Origin of the sequence: Hymenobacter sp., assembly GCF_031398885.1 — a bacterium.
Taxonomy (GTDB): Bacteria; Bacteroidota; Bacteroidia; order Cytophagales; family Hymenobacteraceae; genus Hymenobacter.
The window spans coordinates 42,511-59,831 of the sequence record NZ_JANNOD010000070.1 but is presented as its reverse complement, the minus strand read 5'-3'; the positions used below and the strand labels follow the sequence as shown (position 1 = coordinate 59,831).

The window sequence follows — 17,321 nt, the reverse complement described above, 5'->3', positions numbered from 1 at the left end:
CATCCTTGCTACCGCCGAGCGGTTTGGGCTGGGCGCGGTGCAACTGCACGGCCACGAAACCCCCGCGCAGTGCGAGGAATTGAGCGAAGCCGGCTTGCTGGTGCTGAAGGCTTTTTCGGTGGGCCAGGCGGTGGATTTTGCCGCTCTGCTGCCCTACGTGCCGCACTGTGACTTCTTTCTGTTCGACACCAAGGGCGCCGCGCCGGGCGGCAACGGGGCCATTTTCGACTGGCAGTTGTTGTCTGGCTACCACCTGCCCGTGCCGTATTTTCTGGCCGGCGGTCTGGGCTTGGAGCACGCCGCCGAACTGGCCGCGTTGCGCCTGCCCGGTCTGGTCGGCGTCGATTTGAATAGCGCCTTCGAAACCGCGCCGGGCGTGAAAGACGCCGCCCGGGTGGGGCAGATGCTGGCGGCGCTGACGCTGCGCTTAATGAAGAATGAGGAATGAGGAATGAAGAATTGGCCCTGCGGCTGAAGCTTCCTTCCCCAATCCACCATTCTTCATTCCTCATTCTTCATTCCTCATTTTTTACCATGACAACCTCTTATCAGCAACCTACGGCCCGCGGCTACTACGGCGAATTTGGCGGCGCTTTCGTGCCCGAAATGCTCTACCCCAACGTGGAGGAGCTGCGCACCCAGTACCTGGAAATTCTGGCCGACCCGGACTTTCAAATCGACTTGCAGCACCTGCTGCGCGACTACGTGGGCCGGCCCACGCCGCTCTTTGAAGCCAAGCGGCTGTCGGCAAAGTACGGTACGCGTATCTACCTGAAACGGGAGGACCTGTGCCACACCGGCGCCCACAAAATCAATAACACCGTGGGGCAGATTCTGCTGGCCCAGCGGCTGGGCAAGAAGCGCATCATCGCCGAAACCGGCGCCGGCCAGCACGGCGTGGCTACGGCCACCGTGTGCGCCCTGATGGGCTTCCCGTGCGTGGTGTACATGGGCGCGACAGACATCGCGCGGCAGGCGCCCAACGTGGCGCGGATGCGCCTGCTCGGGGCCGAGGTGCGCAGCGTGACCAGCGGCAGCCAGACCCTGAAAGACGCCACCAACGAGGCCATCCGCGACTGGATTGCCAACCCCGTCGACACGCACTACATCATCGGCTCGGTGGTGGGCCCGCATCCGTACCCGGACCTGGTGGCCCGGCTGCAGGCCGTCATCAGCGAAGAAATGCGGGGGCAGCTGTTGGAGAAAACGGGCACCGAGCTGCCCACCTTCGTGGTGGCCTGCGTGGGCGGCGGCTCCAACGCGGCCGGCGCGTTCTACCACTTTCTAGACGAGCCCTCCGTGCGCCTCATTGCGGTGGAAGCGGCCGGGCACGGCATCCATTCCGGGCATTCGGCGGCCACCTCGGTGCTGGGCACGCCGGGCATCATCCACGGCAGCCGCACGCTGCTGATGCAGGACGAGCACGGCCAGATTACGGAGCCCTACTCGCTGAGCGCGGGCTTGGACTACCCCGGCATCGGGCCGCTGCACGCCTACCTGGGCGCAGTGGGCCGGTCGGAGTTTCTCTCCATCACCGATGACGACGCCTTGAAAGCCGTGACGGAGCTGAGCCGGCTCGAAGGCATCATTCCGGCCCTGGAAACGGCCCACGCGCTGGCGGCCCTCGGGCAGCTCAGCGCGGGCCCCGACGACGTGGTGGTGGTGAACCTGTCCGGCCGCGGCGACAAGGACCTGGACACCTACCTCAAGAACATGGACAAGCTCATTTAATTATTTCTCGCGGAGGTCCGCAGAGGAAAAACGCAGAGGCTCGCTGTGTTCAACCTGTCTCAGCGTTAACCTCTGCGGACCTCCGCGAGAAACTACGCATGAACAATCGAATTCAAGAAGCCTTCGCGAGCAAGAAAAACCTGCTCAACACCTATTTCACGGCCGGCTACCCGTCCTTGCACGACACCGTGCCGCTGGCCCAGGCGCTGGTAGCCGCCGGCGCCGATATCCTCGAAATCGGGATGCCATTCTCCGACCCGCTGGCCGACGGCCCGGTTATCCAGGGCAGCAGCACGGTGGCGCTGGCCAACGGCATGAACCTGCCCGTGCTGTTTCACCAACTGCAGGACCTCCGCCAGGCCGTGCCCGACGCGCCGGTGCTGCTCATGGGCTACCTCAACCCGGTGCTGCAGTTCGGGGTGGACGAGTTCTGCCGCCAGGCCGCCGCCGTGGGCGTCGATGGCCTGATTCTGCCGGACCTGCCACTCGATGAGTACGAGGAAACCTACCACGCCATCTTCCAGAAGCACGGGCTGAAAGCGGTGTTTCTCATCACCCCGCAAACGTCGGAAGCGCGTATTCGTCGGCTCGATAATTTGTCGGAAGCGTTTCTCTACCTCGTTTCCGGGCCCGGCACCACGGGCGGCACCACGCCCACCGACGCGGCGGCCCAGCAGCACTACTTCGAGCGCATTGCGGCCCTGCGCCTGCGCAACCCGCGCCTCATCGGCTTCGGCATCGCCGACAAGGCGGGCTTTGACCGCGCTTGCCAGCACGCCGAGGGTGCCATCATCGGCTCGGCACTCATCAACGCTTTGAAGGATGCCGACGACGCGCCGGCCGCCGCGGCGCGGTTCGTGCGGGGCATCAAGCAGGCGTAACCTCGCCCCCCGGCCCCCTCTCCCGCGGAGAGGGGGAGTCAATCAGTTTCTTGATTTCCCAGACGACACTTACCCATTCGCGCCGCCTCAGCTCCCCCTCCACGGGGGCGAGGTTACTTTCCAACATGATAATTCAACTAGAAAAGGCGGCTTCCGTGCCCGCCATCACCGAGCATCTCAGGCAGCAGGGCTACAAAGCCACCGAAGTCACCACCCAGCACGCGCACTACTTGGTGGCCATTGGGAAAAAGGACTTTGACATCCGCACCATCGGCCAGTTGCCGGGCGTGCGCGACGTGCACCGCGTGTCGGACGACTACAAGCTGGTGAGCCGCAAGTGGCGCGTGCGGCCTACCGTGCTCGACCTCGGCGACGGCGTGACGGTGGGAGAGGGCACGCTGGCCCTGTGCGCCGGCCCGTGCAGCATCGAGAGCGAGGCCCAGATGGAAAAGGTGATGGACCACCTGACCGCCAACGGCGTGCGCCTGATGCGCGGCGGCGTGTTCAAGCCCCGCTCGTCGCCCTACTCGTTCCGCGGCCTGGGCATGGACGGGCTGAAGGAGTTCCACCGCATGGCCCGGGCCCGCGGCATCAAAATCGTGACCGAGGTGATGCAGGTGTCGCAGGTGGAGGAAATGCACGACTATGTGGACGTGTTCCAGGTGGGCGCCCGCAACACCCAGAATTTTAACCTGCTGGACGCTTTGGGCGGCGTGGACAAACCCGTGCTCATCAAGCGCGGCATTTCGGGCACCATTGAGGAGCTGCTGTCCTCGGCCGAGTACGTGTTTTCGGGCGGCAACGAGAAGCTGATGCTCTGCGAGCGCGGCATCCGCACCTTCGAGACGGCCAGCCGCAACACGCTGGATTTAAACGCTGTACCAATCTTGAAAGAAAAAAGCCACCTGCCGGTCATCGTGGACCCTTCGCACGGCATTGGCTTGCGCGAGTACGTCTCGCCGATGGCGCTGGCGGCGGTGCTGGCCGGGGCCGACGGCATTGTGTACGAAACCCACGAGACGCCCGAAATGGCCGTTTCGGACGGGCAGCAGACGCTGGACTTTGACGAGTCGGCGCGGCTCATTCGCAATCTGCGGCGCGTGTTTGCGCTGCGCGGCGAGTTGGAGTAAGCTAAAAATTAACACGCCCAAGCGCTTGTTTTTCCAAAATCAAGTCTTAAATTCGTTTCATTCATGCGCCACCAACACGTCAACCGTATTGTGCTAGCGACTTGCCCCAAACAGGGCGGGAACGGGCTGCGGTTGGCGCTAAGGAAGGACAAGGCATGAAGCCCGACCTGCACTGAAACCTTCAAAAGCCCGATTCCGCCAGGATATCGGGCTTTTTTTTGCTCCACCGCTATGTTTACAACGCCTTACCCCGCCAACGCCCCCGGCCAGGACCAACTGGTCTGGAAAATACTGTTTGACCGCCAGACGGCGCTGCTGCACAAGCGGGCGGCCCCGGCGTTCTGCCAGGGCCTGGCCCGGCTGGGCCTGCGGCGCGAGGCCATCCCCGACATCGGGGAGCTCAGCGCCACCGTGCGCGAGCACACCGGCTGGCAGTTGGCGCCGGTGGGCCGACCGTTCGAGCCGGCGGCGTTTTTTGAGTTGCTGGCCGAGCGGAAATTCCCCATCGTGACCCGCATCCGGCTCATGCGCGCGTTCGACTTCAGTCCCGAGCCAGACCTTTTTCACGACCTGTTTGGGCACGTGCCCATGCTGCTCGACGAGGGCTTGGCGAATTTTCTGCACACGTTGGGGCTGGCGTACCGGGCGCAGCCGGTGGGCTCGCCGGCCCGGGCGCGGCTGTGGGCGCTGTACTTCTTCACGGCCGAGTTTGGGCTGGTGCAGCACGAGGGGCAGCCGCGGCTGTACGGGGCGGGCCTGCTGTCGTCGGCCGGCGAAATTCACCACTGCATCAACGAGCACACCCCGCGCCCGACTTTCAACCTGGCCACCGTGCTGCAAACGCCGGTGACGGGGACGCGCTACCAGGACCAGTACTTCGTGCTGCCCGCCTGGGAACAGCTCACCGATTGCGTAGCTGAGCTGGCCGGCCTGCTGGCCGCGGCGTAGCGGGGGGCGAGTCTGCGCGCCGGCCGGCCCAAGGCTTCGCCGCGGCCTGGCAAACGGGGCCGCGCTGCATTTCAGCCGCAGAAGGACGAGGCTATTACGTGGGGCCGGCCGTAGTTTCGCGCCATGCTGTTCGAATTCGGTCCCCGTAGCGCGTTGCTGTTGCCGTTTGTGGTACCGGGGGCGGTGCTGGCCGCGCACTTGCTGGGGCGGGCGGCCCGCCACGGGGCGCTGGCCGACGGCTTGTTGGGGGTGCTGCTGCTGCTGAACGTGCTGCCCGTGGCGCAGTGGATGCTGGGCTACGCCGGCTGGTACGACAGCCACGACGGCTATTCCACCGTCATGTTCTACGTGCCCTGGCAGCCCTGGCTGGCGTGGGGGCCCGTTTTCTACCTCTACTTCCGCAGCCTGACCAACCAGGAATTCTCGTTGCGGCGGCAGTGGGGGCACTTGGCGCCGGGGCTGCTGTACGTGGGCCTGTACGCCGGGGCCGCGCTTTATGACCTGGGCTGGGGCCGGGCCTTGCACGGGCAGCCGCTGCCGCACCATTTCGGTACCAAAGGCGCGGCGGCCCAGTGGCTCGATGGGCTGAGTCCGGCCACCGACCTGCTGAACTACGCCCTGATGCTGGGCTACGGCCTGGCCACGCTGCGGCTGTTCCGCCGCTACCGCCGCTACCTGGACGACAATTTCTCGGACACGGCGCGGCTGCGGTTTCGGGGGCTGCGCAACCTGCTGCTGGCGGCGCTGCTGGGGCTGCTGCTGTGGCTGGGCTTTGAGGTGCTGAACCGAGCCGTCGGCCCATTGGGGTACGACGGCTACTGGTACGCTTACCTGGCCAATGGCGCGCTCATTTATTACCTCAGCATCGTGGGCTTGCACGCCAACTACGCCGCCGTGGCGCCCCTCCGGTTCGAGCCCGAAGCCGAAGCCCCGGAAGTGTTCCGGCTGGCGGCCGTGCCGCCGCTGCCAGCTCCGGCCGCCGCGGCAGCGGTTTCGGCGGTTTCCGTCGCGCCCGCCGGGGCGGTTGCGCTTGGGGCCCCGGCTGTTGCCACGCCAGAAAATGCGCCCGCGCCGGACCTGGCCCCGGAGCTGCTGCCGTGGCGCGAGAAGCTGCGGCAGCTTATGGCCGAGGAGCAGCCCTGGCTGGAGCCCGAGCTCACCCTCGCCGAGCTGGCCCACCGCCTGCGCACCAACACTTCGCTGCTCTCGCACGTCATCAACACGGGCTGCGGGCAGAACTTCAACGACTTTGTGAACAGCTACCGCGTGGCCGAGGCCGAGCGCAAGCTGCAAGACCCGCGCTTTGCGCATTATTCGCTGGTGGGCATAGCGTTGGAGGCCGGATTCAACTCCAAATCCACGTTCAACCGGGTGTTTAAAAAGCTCACGGGCCGCACGCCGGGCGAGGTGAGCCGGCCCAAATCATAAGCCGGGACGGCCCAAGGCATAAGTTGAAGCGCGGGCGGCGGGGAAGTGGGGGACTTTTGGGGCATCGTCTCACAACTCCTCATTCTCCCTGCACCATGAAAAACGTCCCCCCTTTCCCGGCCGCCTGGCGCGGCCCCGCTGCCGCTCTGGGCATGCTCATTTTCCGGCTGCACCTCGGCGTGGTAATGGTCGAAGCCGGCTGGCCCAAACTGGAAATGACCGATTGGTTCACCAAGCAAGTGGCCGACCTCGGCTTCGCGTACCCCAGCCCGGTGCTGTGGGCGGGGCTGGCCGCCTGGGGTGAGCTGGCCGGCGGCCTCCTGCTCATCCTCGGGCTGGGCACGCGCTTCGCGGCGGCGCAGTTGGCCTTTCAGTTTTTCGTCATCTCCTTTCTCTGGTACGACAAGCCGGAGTTTTTCACGGGCATGTACGTGCAGCAGGAGCTGTTCTGGGGCTTCGTGCTGCTGATGGGCACGGGGGCGGGACGCTGTTCGCTCGATGCCTGGCTGCGCGGCAAGTCGCTGCGGAACCTAGTGGGGCGGCCGGCGCTGCGCAAGCCCGCCCTCACGTCCGTGGCCGTGCTGCTGCCCCTGCTGGCGCTGGCCGGCGATGTTCACTCCGTCTTGTTCATCGAGCCCGGCAAGCAGTTTATCCTGGGCGGCGGGCAGCGGGGGGCCTTCAGGGTAGTGGCCAAAAACATCGGCACCGTGCCCGTCGAAATCCGCGAGCGGCCCCAGGGCGGCGGCACGTTTGGCAAAGCCACCCTGGCGCCCGGCCAGTCGGGCGTGCTCAAATTCGCTGCCGGCTCCACGGCCGTGCTGCTCAACCCCAGCCGCGTCCAGGCCAACCTGGACCTGATTATCACCGGTGGCCGAAACCTGGCCATGACCTACGAGCCCGTGCAGGAATACGGCAAACCGGCACTGAAACAGAATGTGGAATGAAGAATGAGGAATTATGGGACCGTAAGCAAAATTCCTCATTCCTCATTCCTCATTCCTCATTAAGCGCAGCGTCAATACCCCCAGCCCAGGCGGCGGTACACGAAGTGCAGCAGCCAGAGCGGCCCAATGAGCAGAAACTGGAGGTCCTTGAGGAAGCTGGGTTTCTTGCCTTCCACCCGGTGACCCCAGAACTGGCCCACCCACGCCAGGGCAAAAACGATGAGGCAAATGCCCCACAGCGGCAGCACCGCCGCGCCCGCCACCACCCGCAGGGCCGCCGCCATGGCCGCCCACACCAGCACCATGCCCAGGGCCAGCCGGCCGCTCAGCCGCACGTAGTACACCAGGGCCAGGGCCATTACCAGGGTGCCCCAGTTCAGCCAGGGGCTGATGTTCTGGATGGCCGCTGGCACGGGCACGGCCCACAGCAGCCCGAGCAGCGAGAACATAATCAGGGGCACGCACACCCAGTGCACCAGCTTGTTGGTGGGGTTCTGGTGGCTTGCGCCGTATTCGGCAAGGAGGTCGGCGAGCGGGGCCATGGCGGAATGAGCTAGACGAGGAACGGAGTAGACGGGCTTGAAATTAACAAAAAAGCCTTCCCCGTCCGGGGAAGGCTTTTTGCGTTGAATACCAGCGTGCGCTGCGCGTCAGTTAGGCCTTCACCTTGAACTTGGTGCGCAGGTAGGTAAGCGCCTGGCCGTGGGCCTTGGCGGCGAATTCCTGGTTGAACTTGGGGTTCGAGGGGTTGGCGAAGGCGTGGTCGGCGTCGTAGCTCTCAACGGTTACTTTCTTGCCGGCCGCGGCCATGTCCTTCTTGAACTGGGCGGCTACTTCGGGGGTAATCCACTTGTCCTGCGCGGCGAAGATGCCCAGCACGTCGGTGTTCAGGGTTTTGAGCTTGGCCACGTCTTTCTCGGGCATGCCGTAGTACATCACGCAGCCCACGGTCTGCTTGCCGCCGAGCAGGGCTTCCTGCAGGCTCCAGCCGCCGCCGAAGCACCAGCCCACGCTGGCAAACTGCGCCTTGGGGCCGGCGTAGGCCTGCGCTCCTTTGAGAATGGCCACGGCGCGCTCGGTTTTCACCTCGCTCATGTACTTGCCGGCGTCCTCGGCGGTGGTGGCGATTTTGCCGTCGTACAGGTCCACGGCGATGACGTTCACGCCCGGCATCTCGGCGGCGAAGGTGGCGGCTTCCTTCTTGATGTAGTCATTCAGGCCCCAGTACTCGTGAATCACGAACAGGTACTTGTTGCTGGGCGTGGCGCTCTTGATTTCAAAGCCCTTGCCGGTGCTGCCGTCGGGGGTCTTGAACTCCACCATGGCGCCTTCGCCCTGGTAGCCGTAGGGTAGGGGCGCATCGTGGCCGCGCGAAAAATCTTTGTCGGTGCCCAGCATGGCGAAGGCCTCCGTGGCCGTGGCGCCGGAGTTGCCGGCGGGCTTGGCGCAGCAGCTGGCCATCTTCTGGGCCGCCGCCGAGTAGGTCAGGCCCAGGAACAGGGCGCCGAAAGTGAGAAGTTTTTTCATGAAAATGAAGACTTGTTAAAAATGAAACCGGTGTACCAACAGCAAAAGGATAAAAACTTCCTTGAAGTTGGCGAAAAAACCCAGCTGTATTCGCGGCGGCGCCGCCCATGCAAAGCGCAAGAGCCGGAAAGCCAGCCCGTTCAGAAGTTGCCAAACGAGCCGGCCTTTCCAGTTATGCCCGGCTGTTAGGCCACCACCAGGTGGGTTTTGATGGCTGCGCCCAGCTCGGTGAGCAAGGCAAACAGGCCCACGTAGGTCCGGTTCAGGTAAATGAAGTGCTCGGAGCCGCGGGGCTCGCGCTGCTTGCGCAGCTCGGGGTCGGCCATCAGGTCGTCGCCCAGCGCGTAGAGCGCCGCCAGGTAGGCGGGGTCGCCAAAGTCGAAGGTGGCCTGGCGGAAGGGGCGGCCCACCAGTTCCAACGACACGCGCATGGTGCGCAGGTAGAGCGTCCGCATGGCCGGCGCGTCGGTCGGACGCAACACCCCGGCTTCGGTGAGCAGCGCCGCCAGGCGGGCCTCATCGGCCAGGGTGTCGGCGGCCAGCAGGTCGGTGAAGAGTTGGGTTACGTCGGCGGGCACGTCCTTCACGCAACCAAAATCGAGCACCGCCAGCGTGCCGCCATTTTCGGCCCGCAGCAGGAAGTTGCCGGGGTGCGGGTCGGCGTGCAGCTGGTGCAGGGTGTTGAACTGGAACTGATAGAAGTCCCACAGCGCCTGGCCGAGCTGGTTGCGCACTTCCTGAGGAGGATTAGTGGCCAGGAATTCCTTCAAATGCTGGCCGGGCAGCCAGTCCATGGTCAGGATGCGGGCCGTGGAAAACTCGGGGTAGTAGGCCGGAAACTCCAGGTGCGGCAGGGCCGCGCACCGGGCCGCAATTTCCTGGCCGCGGCGCAGCTCCAGGGCGTAGTCGGTTTCTTCGAGCAGCCGGGTTTCGACCTCCTCCAGGTACGGCCGGACCTGGGCCTCGTTCAGGCCCATCACACGCAGGGCAATGGGTTTCACCAGGTTGATGTCGGACTTGATGCTGGCGGCCACGCCGGGGTACTGCACCTTCACGGCCAGCGCCTTGCCGTCTTTGCGCGCAAAATGCACCTGCCCGATGCTGGCCGCCTGCCGGGCTTCGGGCTCGAACTCGTCGAACAGCTGGTACGGCGACTTCCCAAAGGCATCCCGAAACGCCTTGACTACCAGCGGGCCGGAGAGGGGCGGCGTGGAGTACTGGGCCTTGGCAAACTGGTCGGCGTAGGCCGCGGGCAGCAGGTTTTTCTCCATGGCCAGCATCTGGGCCACTTTCAGCACCGAGCCCTTCATCTCGCTCAGCGCGCCGTAGAGTTCGGCGGCGTTGGCGGCGTGCAGGTCGTCGGTGGTCGACGCGGCGCCCACGGCCCGCTTGGCGTAGTGCTTCACGTAGTTGGCCCCCACGCTCAGGCCGGTTTTGGCAAAGCGGGCGGCGCGGGCCACCTTGGTGGTGGGCAGGGAGGTTTGGGGTTCGTCCATTAAATCAGTTATCAGTGAACAGTTATCAGTGAACAGTTATCAGTGAGCTGCTGAAACGAGGTTGTTCACTGCTCACTGCTCACTGCTCACTGATAACTGTTCACTGTAATTACCGCCGTACCAAAAAACGAACGAAGTCCACGGCCGAATCCAGGGTGTTGCGGCCCACCAGGTCGAAGCTGAGCGTCACGGCTTTTTCCACGGCGGCGTCGGTGCGCTCGAAGTTCACCGAGTCGTCCTTGGCAAAGAAGCCCAGCACAAACAGCACCTGCTGCCAGAAGAAGCGCGGATAGCCGTCCTGCAGTAACGGGCGGTTGGCAATTTCGCCGCTCACCCGACCGGCGCTCAGCAGGTCGCTCACGAAGTATTCGAAGTCCTGGCGGAAGTCGTCGAGCACGCGGGGCGAGAGGCCGGGCATGCGGCTGAGCGAGCGGCGCAGGCTCATCAGGGCGTAGGAGCGGTTGTTTTTCAGGATTTCAAGCAGCGTGTAGTAGAAGGCCAGCAGCTTCTCGCGGCTGCCGTAGCCTTCCCACACGGGCTCGGCGGCGGCCGTTTCGCGCGCCTGCCGGCCGAAATCCGCCCAAATCTCGCGGTCGATGGCCTCGAAGTTGGGGTAATGCTTGTAGAATTCCTGCTCGGCCAGCCCCAGCTGCTGGGTCAGCTTGAAAACGGAAGCGGGGGGGCGGCCTTCGTTGAGCACAAAGGCCAGGTATGCTTGTTTGATGCGGTCTTTTTCCATGCCCGTGTAACCGAAGCGAGGGGCGGTAGGTTCGGGCAAAGGTGGGACGCAGCCTTCGCCGCGTCGGGCGTTTCGGGGCAAGGGCAAAGGTGGGACGCAGCCTTTGCTGCGTCGGGCGTGCACGCTGTTACATGTCTCAGTGCACGATGACTGACTCAATGGTGCGGGTGCCCGACGCAGCAAAGGCTGCGTTCTACATCAGGCGTTGCGCGCCGCGCGGATGGCTTCCACGGACCGCTCGCGCGCAAACTTGTGGTCCACGATGGGGGCGGGGTACTCCTTCGTGCCCACTTCCGGCACCCAGCGCTTCACGTACTGCAGCTCGGGGTCGACTTGCTCCAATTGGCTTTCGGGGCTGTACACCCGGAACCAGGGCGCCGCGACGGCGCCGGTGCCGGCCATCCACTGCCAGTTGCCGGTGTTGTTGGCCAGCTCGTAGTCCAGCAGCTTGTCGGCGAAATACTTTTCGCCCCAGCGCCAGTCGATGAACAAATGCTTCACCAGAAAGCCGGCCACGGTCATGCGCACGCGGTTGGGCAGGTAGCCGGTGGCGTTGAGCTCGCGCATGCCGGCGTCGACGAGCGGGTAGCCGGTGCGGCCCTCGCACCAGGCCCGGAACTCGTCCTCGTGGTTGCGGTAGGGCACGGCGCGCATCTTGGGGTCGTAGGCTTCGGTGGCGGTGTGGGGGTAGTGCCAGAGCAGCATCATGAAGAAGTCGCGCCAGATAATCTCCGATAGCAGCTTGGGGTTCAGGGCTTTGGCCTGGCGCATGACCTGGCGCACGCTCAGGGTGCCGAAGCGCAGCTGCACCGAGATGCGCGTCGTGCCGTTCTGCAGGGCGGGGGTGTTGCGGGTCTTGTGGTAGTCGCGCACCACGGCCTCGGCCGGCAGGTCGGCGCTGGGCACGAACTGCTCCAGGCGCTCGAACCCCATGCTGGTCAAGGTGGGGCGCGAGCCGGCTTGCTCCTTGGCTATTACCGTCAGGTTTTCTTTTTTGAACGCGTCGGCGGAGCCATAAGGCAGCAAATGGTCGTCGGTGAGCTTGGCCAGGTAGGTTTTTTGGTACGCCCCGAACACCTTGGGCACCGTGCCCGACTTGGTCATGATTTCCTCCTTGGCGAAGATGACCTGGTCCTTGTAGAGCAGGAAATCCACGCCGTGCCGGGCCAGCATGGCGCCCACGGCGGCGTCGCGCCCGGTGGCGTAGGGCTCGTAGTCCTCGTTGGTGTGCACGGCGGCCACGTCAAATTCCCGCACCAGCTGCTCCAGCACCTCCACCGGCTTGCCGAAGCGGGCCAGAAAGGTGCCGCCGGCGGCGTCAGCGGCCTTGGCCAGCCGCTCCACCTCGTCGTAGATGAAGGTGAGCCGGGCATCGGCCTTGCTGGGCAGGTGGTCGAGAATGTCCGAATCGTAGATGAAGAGCGGCACCACGGGCAGGCCGCTGGCCAGGGCGGCGGCCAGGCCGGCGTTGTCGTGCAGGCGCAGGTCGCGCCGGTGCCAGAAGATGCAGATTTTCATTTTAGTTGTCAGTTGCTCGTTGTCCGTTGTCAGGGTGATGTTGAGCAGGTTGTGCAGAGGTCAAAACTAACAACTGACAACGAGCAACTGACAACTAAAACCTATTTCAGCTTCCCCATGCCGCCGTCCACGGCCAGGGTCTGCCCGGTCACGAACGAGCTGTGGTCCGAGAGCAGGAAGGAGGCCGTGTAGGCCAGGTCCTCGGGCTGGCCAATGCGCTGCAAGGGGTGGCGCTTGCCGCCGGCCTCCACCTTCTCGGGCGAACTGAGCAGGGCGGCGGCCAGGGGCGTGTTGGTGAGCGAGGGCGCGATGCAGTTCACGCGCACGTTGCTGGCCGCGTACTCGGCCGCCAGGGCGCGGGTCAGGCCCTCCACGGCGGCTTTGGCGGTGGCAATGCTGGCGTGGAAGCTCATGCCGGTGTCGGCGGCCACGGTGCTGAAAAGCACCACCGACGCCGTGCCTTCGGCCTTTTTCAGGCGTTTGATGGTGGCCTGCAGCACCCGCACGGCGCCCAGCACGTTCAGGTCGAAGTCGCCCAGGAAGTCCTCCACTGGAATCCGCTCAAACGGGCGCAGCTTGATGCTGCCGGGGCAGTACACCAGGCCGTGGAGCGCGTCGGGCAGCGCGTCGAAGGCGGCGCCCACGGGCTGGGTGGCGTCGTAGGTAACGTGCGTGGTGCCCAGGGCTTCCAGCTCGGGCGAGAGGTGGCGCGAGGCGGTGAACAAGCGGGCGCCAAGGCCGCTCAGCAAGGTGGCCGTGGCCAGGCCGATGCCCGACGAAGCGCCGACGAGGAGGATGTTTTTCTCAGTAAAATTCATGCCCGACTAACCCGCGGGCCGGGCGAAGGTTTGGCCGTGCCGCGGACACCCTTTCTCTTCAATCATGGGGGTAGGGTACTACCCCGCACTCACGAGGATGACCCCGCGAGGTAACCGAAGGTCAGCGAAGCCATTGCGGGAAAGAGCAACGAACGAGATTACGAACGTCGAAAGTGGGGTAGTACTCTATATTTGTTTTCACAGGAATTTATAGGCTTTTTTAGCGGCGGTGCGGCGGCCGGCCCGCTCACCAACGCGCGGGGCCGGCTTTGCGCGGGTTTTCAACCCTGACGCGGCCGGCGCCGGCGGCCGACCTCCCAGCTTATGGTATACGCACCTTTTGTCCCGCACCCGGCCCTACTCGAGTTCATCGACAGCGTGTTTGTCATCGATATTGATTTTCGGGCGCGGCCGGGGTTGTCGGCCATCTACCCGTTCGTGCCCTCCCACAACCGCTTTTTGTGCTTTTACCTGCACGACCGGGTGCGCGTCAAAAAGCAGACCGGCGGCTTTGTGTCCCGCGCCCGGTCCATCATCATCGGGCCGCAGCTCACGCCCGTTACCCTCGATTTGGGACAGCACCACCAGTCCGTCGTCGTCAACCTCAAACCCGCCGGGATGTACCGGCTGCTGGGTATTCCGATGGCCGAGCTGGTGGAGTGCGACTACGATGCCCGCCTGGTGATGGGCCGCGAGATTGACGAATTGCTGGACCGTCTGCAAGAGGGCCGGACCTCGCAGCAGCGCAACGACATCGTGCAGCGCTACCTGCTGGGCAAGCGCGCGCAGCTCCGGCCCGGCCTGCCCTTCGACCTGGCCATGCTGCACCAGGTGCGGGCCAGCGGCAACCTGTCCATCGAGCAGGTGGCCGCCCGCGCCTGCCTGAGCGTGCGGCAGTTCGAGCGCCTCTCCCACGAGCGGCTGGGCCTGCCGCCCAAAACCTACGGCCGCCTGATTCGCTTCTCGCACGCCTACAAATGCAAAGAAAGCGCCCCCCGCACCTCCTGGACGGAAATAGCCCACCGCTGCGGCTACTTCGACCAGGCGCACCTCGCCCGGGACTTCCGGTTTTTTGCCGGCCACCCGCCGGGCGGGCTCACGCCGGAAGCGCTGGCAAGCTCCGTGTTGTTGCGGACCATAGAGGACCTGTCCGTCGCGTTGTGAGCCGCCCGGCGGGGCGGGGCAAGATGTCGCGTTTGTACTAGGCGGCGGGTTTGGCGGCGGGTACTTTTGGGAGAAATTATTAGCTCATTTCTCATTCTCCCAAATCCTCATGAAAACTTTCTTGCTTTCGCTTGGTGCCGCGGCCCTTTTGGCGCTGCCGGCGGCCGGCCAGTCAACTGCCACGGCTTCGGCCCGGCCGGCTTCGGCCGGCGCCCCCGCGCGCCCCACCGCGGCGCTCTCCGCCGACGAGCAGCTCCTCACCGGGCTCGTCGACCAGGTGGCCACGGCCATCGAAAAGCACGACATGACGGCGCTGGGCAAGCTCATGGCCCCGGAGTACGTGCACCACAACCCCAATAAAACCAGCAGCGCCCGCGCCGAGGAGCTGGCCTTTCTCGACACCTGGGGCCCTACCCGGGTAAAGCGCCTTGTCCCCGTGCGCGTGAACCGCTACGGCAACACGGCCGTCACGGTCTCCACCCTTATCTATAGCGGCACCGAAGCGGGCAAGACCACCAGCCAGAGCGTCCAGACGATGGCGGTCTGGGTGCTGCGCGATGGGACCTGGCAGATGGCCGTGGTGCAGTCGAAAGTAATGCCCGCTTAGCCCGTCGGTCGCTTTTCCCGTCCGTTTTCCGTCGGCTATGCCCTACCGCTATCTGTTCCTGGCGCTCGGCTTCCTCTTGCAGCTGGCGGACCGCCGGCCGCTGTATGCCCAGGGGGTGGGCATTGGCACGACCACGCCCGCCGCCGCCGCCGCCCTCGACATCCGGGCCTCGGACAAGGGCCTGCTCATCCCGCGCCTCACGGCCGCCCAGCGCACGGGCATCGCGGCCCCGCCCCAGGGCCTGATGGTGTACCAGACCGACGGCACGGCCGGGGGCGGCCCCGGCACGGGCTTCTGGTACTTCGGCGGCAACCCAGCCGCTTGGGTGTTCATCAACCCGGCCGGGGGCGGGGCCGACAACCTGGGCAACCACACGGCCACGACCAACCTGAGCCTGGGCGCCAACGCGCTGACCGGCACCGGGGCCAGCATCGGGGCGGCCGTGGGGGTGGGCGTGCGGGCCGACGGCGGGCTGAACATCGGGCAGAACGGAGTGGGCAACAACGTCTTTGTGGGCTACCAGGCCGGGGCCGTAACGACAGGCGGGAACAATCAGTTTGTGGGCTACCAGGCCGGGGCGGCCAACACGACGGGTATCCGCAACCAGTTCGTGGGCTACCAGAGCGGGCTGCGCAACACGACGGGCGAACAGAATCAGTTCAGCGGTTTTTTCAGCGGCTTCACCAACACGACGGGCGACCAGAATCAGTTCAGCGGTTTTGAGAGCGGCCGCAGCAACACGACGGGTAACCGCAACCAGTTCAGTGGTTTTCGCAGCGGCTACTCCAACACGACCAGCAGTGGCAACTACTTCAGTGGCTTCACCAGCGGCTACTTCAACACGGAGGGCAGCAACAACTACTTCAGCGGCCACGAGAGCGGCCTGAGCAACACGGAGGGCGCGTTCAACCAGTTCACGGGCAACCGGAGCGGCTACTCGAACAGGACGGGCAACTTCAATCAGTTCGACGGCTACCGCAGTGGCTACGACAACACGACCGGCAGCCAAAACCACTTCAGCGGCTACCAAAGCGGCACCAACAACACCATGGGCCGCGGCAACACATTCAGCGGCCAAAACAGCGGCCTGGCCAACACCACCGGCAACGAGAACACGTTCAGCGGCTACCTGAGCGGCCGCTACAACACGACGGGCAGCGACAACACGGCCCTGGGCAGCAACAGCGGGCCGGCCAACGGCAGCGGGGCAATCAGCAACGCTACCGCCCTGGGGGCCAACGTGAGCCTGACCACCAGCAACACCCTCGTGCTGGGCAACAACGCCAACGTGGGCATCGGCACGAGCGCCCCGCTGACCAAGCTCAGCCTCACGCCCACCGCCCTGGAACCCAAAATCACCCTCTTCGACAACGGTAGAGCCCTCAGCCACCACGGCTTCGGCGTGAGCAACGGGCAGCTCAACTACCACGTCTTGAACCTCGGCGACAGCCACGTATTCTATATAGGGGGCAAGAACGGCGACGGTGCCGAGATACTGCGCATCCAAGGAAACGGCCGGGGAAATGGTCGGGTAGGCATCGGCACGAGCAGCCCCCAGAACGAACTCGACGTGGCCGGCACCGCCCGCGTCGAGGAAGTGAATACGCCCCGCACCGGCGCCGCCAACATGCTGCCCGTGGCCTACGGACGCCTCGACCGGAACGGCGCGACCGTCACCGGCTCGGGCAACTTCATCAGCCGACGGACCGACAACGACTTGTACACGATTGAGTTTACGACCGCCTCCCAGCTCAGCTCCTTCGACTTCACCAATGCCGTCGTAGTGGTCACCCCCATCGATTATGTTTCCTCCCCCCTCACCTATACCGACTTGGCGGGGCAGGTACGGGTCGTGTTCTACGAGGGAGGCATCTTTGGCGGACTCGTCCCCACCGCCTTCTCCTTCGTCATCTACGTGCCCTGAGCCGGGCGGCCGGCCTGCGGGTGGGCCTCCCGGCCCCGCTACCGGCCCAAGCGCCCGTGGCCTGCGCCGCCGGCCGCTGGGTCCCGGTGACCGGGCCGTCGCCCAAGCCCAGTTCGCCCGCACCGACCTGACCGGCGCCGAGCGCCGCCAGGAAGCCATAGAGATTAAGGCTCGCCACATCGTAGAGGCCGCCGCCGACGGCGCCGGCGCGGGCGGTGTAGAAGACTTCTTCGAAAACGTGGGCGCCGAGGAAATCGACCTGCTCACCCCGTTCCTGACCGCCACCATCGCCGCCGTGCAAACCCACCACGACGGCCTGCCGGCCTAGGCCAAGGGGCACCTGAAAGCGGAGACGCGTACCAGCACCGGCCAGGTGCGTGATAGCAGTGAAAAAGGCGGGCCGGTGGCCCGCCTTTTTTCGTGTGGGGCCCGTCGGGTTGCCCGTCGCCGGCCCTTGTGCGTACTT

At 65.0% G+C, this 17,321-nt stretch carries 17 protein-coding genes; 11 read left to right on the top strand and 6 right to left on the bottom strand.

The features are described from left to right. The 7 genes from RMO51_RS14670 to RMO51_RS14640 all read left to right on the top strand — a co-directional run. A partial coding sequence (locus RMO51_RS14670; protein ID WP_310395816.1) for a phosphoribosylanthranilate isomerase occupies positions 1 to 448 on the top strand: 448 nt, incomplete at its 5' end. Between the two features lie 86 nt (positions 449 to 534). After that, positions 535 to 1,731 (top strand): tryptophan synthase subunit beta, encoded by a 1,197-nt coding sequence (gene trpB / locus RMO51_RS14665; protein WP_310395814.1) that lies wholly within the window; start codon positions 535 to 537, stop codon positions 1,729 to 1,731. A 98-nt stretch (positions 1,732 to 1,829) separates the two neighbouring features. Then, the gene (trpA, locus tag RMO51_RS14660) at positions 1,830 to 2,612 is read left to right on the top strand and encodes a tryptophan synthase subunit alpha (protein ID WP_310395812.1); all 783 of its coding nucleotides are present in this window, start codon (positions 1,830 to 1,832) and stop codon (positions 2,610 to 2,612) included. 125 nt (positions 2,613 to 2,737) lie between these two features. Then, complete coding sequence (gene aroF / locus RMO51_RS14655) at positions 2,738 to 3,742, top strand: 3-deoxy-7-phosphoheptulonate synthase (protein WP_310395810.1); 1,005 nt, start codon at positions 2,738 to 2,740, stop codon at positions 3,740 to 3,742. Positions 3,743 to 3,973: 231 nt separating this feature from the next. Then, positions 3,974 to 4,690, top strand: a complete 717-nt coding sequence (locus RMO51_RS14650; RefSeq protein ID WP_310395809.1) for a phenylalanine-4-hydroxylase — start codon at positions 3,974 to 3,976, stop codon at positions 4,688 to 4,690. A gap of 123 nt (positions 4,691 to 4,813) precedes the next feature. Continuing rightward, positions 4,814 to 6,118: a helix-turn-helix transcriptional regulator gene (locus RMO51_RS14645; protein WP_310395807.1), complete on the top strand. Its 1,305-nt coding sequence runs from the start codon at positions 4,814 to 4,816 to the stop codon at positions 6,116 to 6,118. 95 nt (positions 6,119 to 6,213) lie between these two features. Beyond that, a complete protein-coding gene (locus RMO51_RS14640; RefSeq protein WP_310395806.1) occupies positions 6,214 to 7,062 on the top strand; it encodes a DoxX family protein in 849 nt (282 codons plus the stop codon). A 71-nt stretch (positions 7,063 to 7,133) separates the two neighbouring features. Here the strand turns inward: RMO51_RS14640 and RMO51_RS14635 are convergent, their stop codons facing one another. The 6 genes from RMO51_RS14635 to RMO51_RS14610 form a co-directional block, all read right to left on the bottom strand. Then, the gene (locus tag RMO51_RS14635) at positions 7,134 to 7,604 is read right to left on the bottom strand and encodes an Mpo1-like protein (protein WP_310395804.1); all 471 of its coding nucleotides are present in this window, start codon (positions 7,602 to 7,604) and stop codon (positions 7,134 to 7,136) included. Between the two features lie 112 nt (positions 7,605 to 7,716). After that, positions 7,717 to 8,589 carry a dienelactone hydrolase family protein gene (locus RMO51_RS14630; RefSeq protein WP_310395803.1) on the bottom strand — a complete coding sequence of 291 codons (873 nt, stop codon included), beginning with the start codon at positions 8,587 to 8,589 and terminating at the stop codon, positions 7,717 to 7,719. 185 nt (positions 8,590 to 8,774) lie between these two features. Continuing rightward, on the bottom strand, positions 8,775 to 10,085 hold the full coding sequence (locus RMO51_RS14625; RefSeq protein ID WP_310395801.1) for an AarF/ABC1/UbiB kinase family protein: 1,311 nt from the start codon (positions 10,083 to 10,085) through the stop codon (positions 8,775 to 8,777). Positions 10,086 to 10,194: 109 nt separating this feature from the next. Then, on the bottom strand, positions 10,195 to 10,824 hold the full coding sequence (locus tag RMO51_RS14620; RefSeq protein WP_310395800.1) for a TetR family transcriptional regulator C-terminal domain-containing protein: 630 nt from the start codon (positions 10,822 to 10,824) through the stop codon (positions 10,195 to 10,197). A 198-nt stretch (positions 10,825 to 11,022) separates the two neighbouring features. Next, entirely contained in the window at positions 11,023 to 12,342 is a 1,320-nt protein-coding gene (locus RMO51_RS14615) for a deoxyribodipyrimidine photo-lyase (RefSeq protein ID WP_310395798.1), read from the bottom strand. Between the two features lie 101 nt (positions 12,343 to 12,443). Further along, positions 12,444 to 13,160 carry an SDR family oxidoreductase gene (locus tag RMO51_RS14610; protein ID WP_310395796.1) on the bottom strand — a complete coding sequence of 239 codons (717 nt, stop codon included), beginning with the start codon at positions 13,158 to 13,160 and terminating at the stop codon, positions 12,444 to 12,446. Positions 13,161 to 13,484: 324 nt separating this feature from the next. Here RMO51_RS14610 and RMO51_RS14605 point away from each other — a divergent pair, with 324 nt between their 5' ends. The 4 genes from RMO51_RS14605 to RMO51_RS14590 all read left to right on the top strand — a co-directional run bounded on the left by RMO51_RS14605 (position 13,485) and on the right by RMO51_RS14590 (position 17,183). Beyond that, positions 13,485 to 14,324: a helix-turn-helix domain-containing protein gene (locus RMO51_RS14605; RefSeq protein ID WP_310395794.1), complete on the top strand. Its 840-nt coding sequence runs from the start codon at positions 13,485 to 13,487 to the stop codon at positions 14,322 to 14,324. Between the two features lie 109 nt (positions 14,325 to 14,433). Continuing rightward, the gene (locus RMO51_RS14600; RefSeq protein ID WP_310395792.1) at positions 14,434 to 14,931 is read left to right on the top strand and encodes a nuclear transport factor 2 family protein; all 498 of its coding nucleotides are present in this window, start codon (positions 14,434 to 14,436) and stop codon (positions 14,929 to 14,931) included. Between the two features lie 37 nt (positions 14,932 to 14,968). After that, the gene (locus RMO51_RS14595) at positions 14,969 to 16,855 is read left to right on the top strand and encodes a hypothetical protein (RefSeq protein ID WP_310395791.1); all 1,887 of its coding nucleotides are present in this window, start codon (positions 14,969 to 14,971) and stop codon (positions 16,853 to 16,855) included. Continuing rightward, positions 16,806 to 17,183 carry a hypothetical protein gene (locus RMO51_RS14590; protein WP_310395790.1) on the top strand — a complete coding sequence of 126 codons (378 nt, stop codon included), beginning with the start codon at positions 16,806 to 16,808 and terminating at the stop codon, positions 17,181 to 17,183. Before RMO51_RS14595 ends, RMO51_RS14590 begins: the two co-directional genes overlap by 50 nt. Positions 17,184 to 17,321 lie beyond the last annotated feature (138 nt).

What these genes read in the sequence shown, in the direction of transcription:
- trpB (WP_310395814.1), top strand. Translation starts at nt 535, where the DNA reads ATGACAACCTCTTATCAGCAACCTACGGCCCGCGGCTACTACGGCGAA.
- trpA (WP_310395812.1), top strand. Translation starts at nt 1,830, where the DNA reads ATGAACAATCGAATTCAAGAAGCCTTCGCGAGCAAGAAAAACCTGCTC.
- aroF (WP_310395810.1), top strand. Translation starts at nt 2,738, where the DNA reads ATGATAATTCAACTAGAAAAGGCGGCTTCCGTGCCCGCCATCACCGAG.
- RMO51_RS14650 (WP_310395809.1), top strand. Translation starts at nt 3,974, where the DNA reads ATGTTTACAACGCCTTACCCCGCCAACGCCCCCGGCCAGGACCAACTG.
- RMO51_RS14645 (WP_310395807.1), top strand. Translation starts at nt 4,814, where the DNA reads ATGCTGTTCGAATTCGGTCCCCGTAGCGCGTTGCTGTTGCCGTTTGTG.
- RMO51_RS14640 (WP_310395806.1), top strand. Translation starts at nt 6,214, where the DNA reads ATGAAAAACGTCCCCCCTTTCCCGGCCGCCTGGCGCGGCCCCGCTGCC.
- RMO51_RS14635 (WP_310395804.1), bottom strand. Translation starts at nt 7,604, where the DNA reads ATGGCCCCGCTCGCCGACCTCCTTGCCGAATACGGCGCAAGCCACCAG.
- RMO51_RS14630 (WP_310395803.1), bottom strand. Translation starts at nt 8,589, where the DNA reads ATGAAAAAACTTCTCACTTTCGGCGCCCTGTTCCTGGGCCTGACCTAC.
- RMO51_RS14625 (WP_310395801.1), bottom strand. Translation starts at nt 10,085, where the DNA reads ATGGACGAACCCCAAACCTCCCTGCCCACCACCAAGGTGGCCCGCGCC.
- RMO51_RS14620 (WP_310395800.1), bottom strand. Translation starts at nt 10,824, where the DNA reads ATGGAAAAAGACCGCATCAAACAAGCATACCTGGCCTTTGTGCTCAAC.
- RMO51_RS14615 (WP_310395798.1), bottom strand. Translation starts at nt 12,342, where the DNA reads ATGAAAATCTGCATCTTCTGGCACCGGCGCGACCTGCGCCTGCACGAC.
- RMO51_RS14610 (WP_310395796.1), bottom strand. Translation starts at nt 13,160, where the DNA reads ATGAATTTTACTGAGAAAAACATCCTCCTCGTCGGCGCTTCGTCGGGC.
- RMO51_RS14605 (WP_310395794.1), top strand. Translation starts at nt 13,485, where the DNA reads ATGGTATACGCACCTTTTGTCCCGCACCCGGCCCTACTCGAGTTCATC.
- RMO51_RS14600 (WP_310395792.1), top strand. Translation starts at nt 14,434, where the DNA reads ATGAAAACTTTCTTGCTTTCGCTTGGTGCCGCGGCCCTTTTGGCGCTG.
- RMO51_RS14595 (WP_310395791.1), top strand. Translation starts at nt 14,969, where the DNA reads ATGCCCTACCGCTATCTGTTCCTGGCGCTCGGCTTCCTCTTGCAGCTG.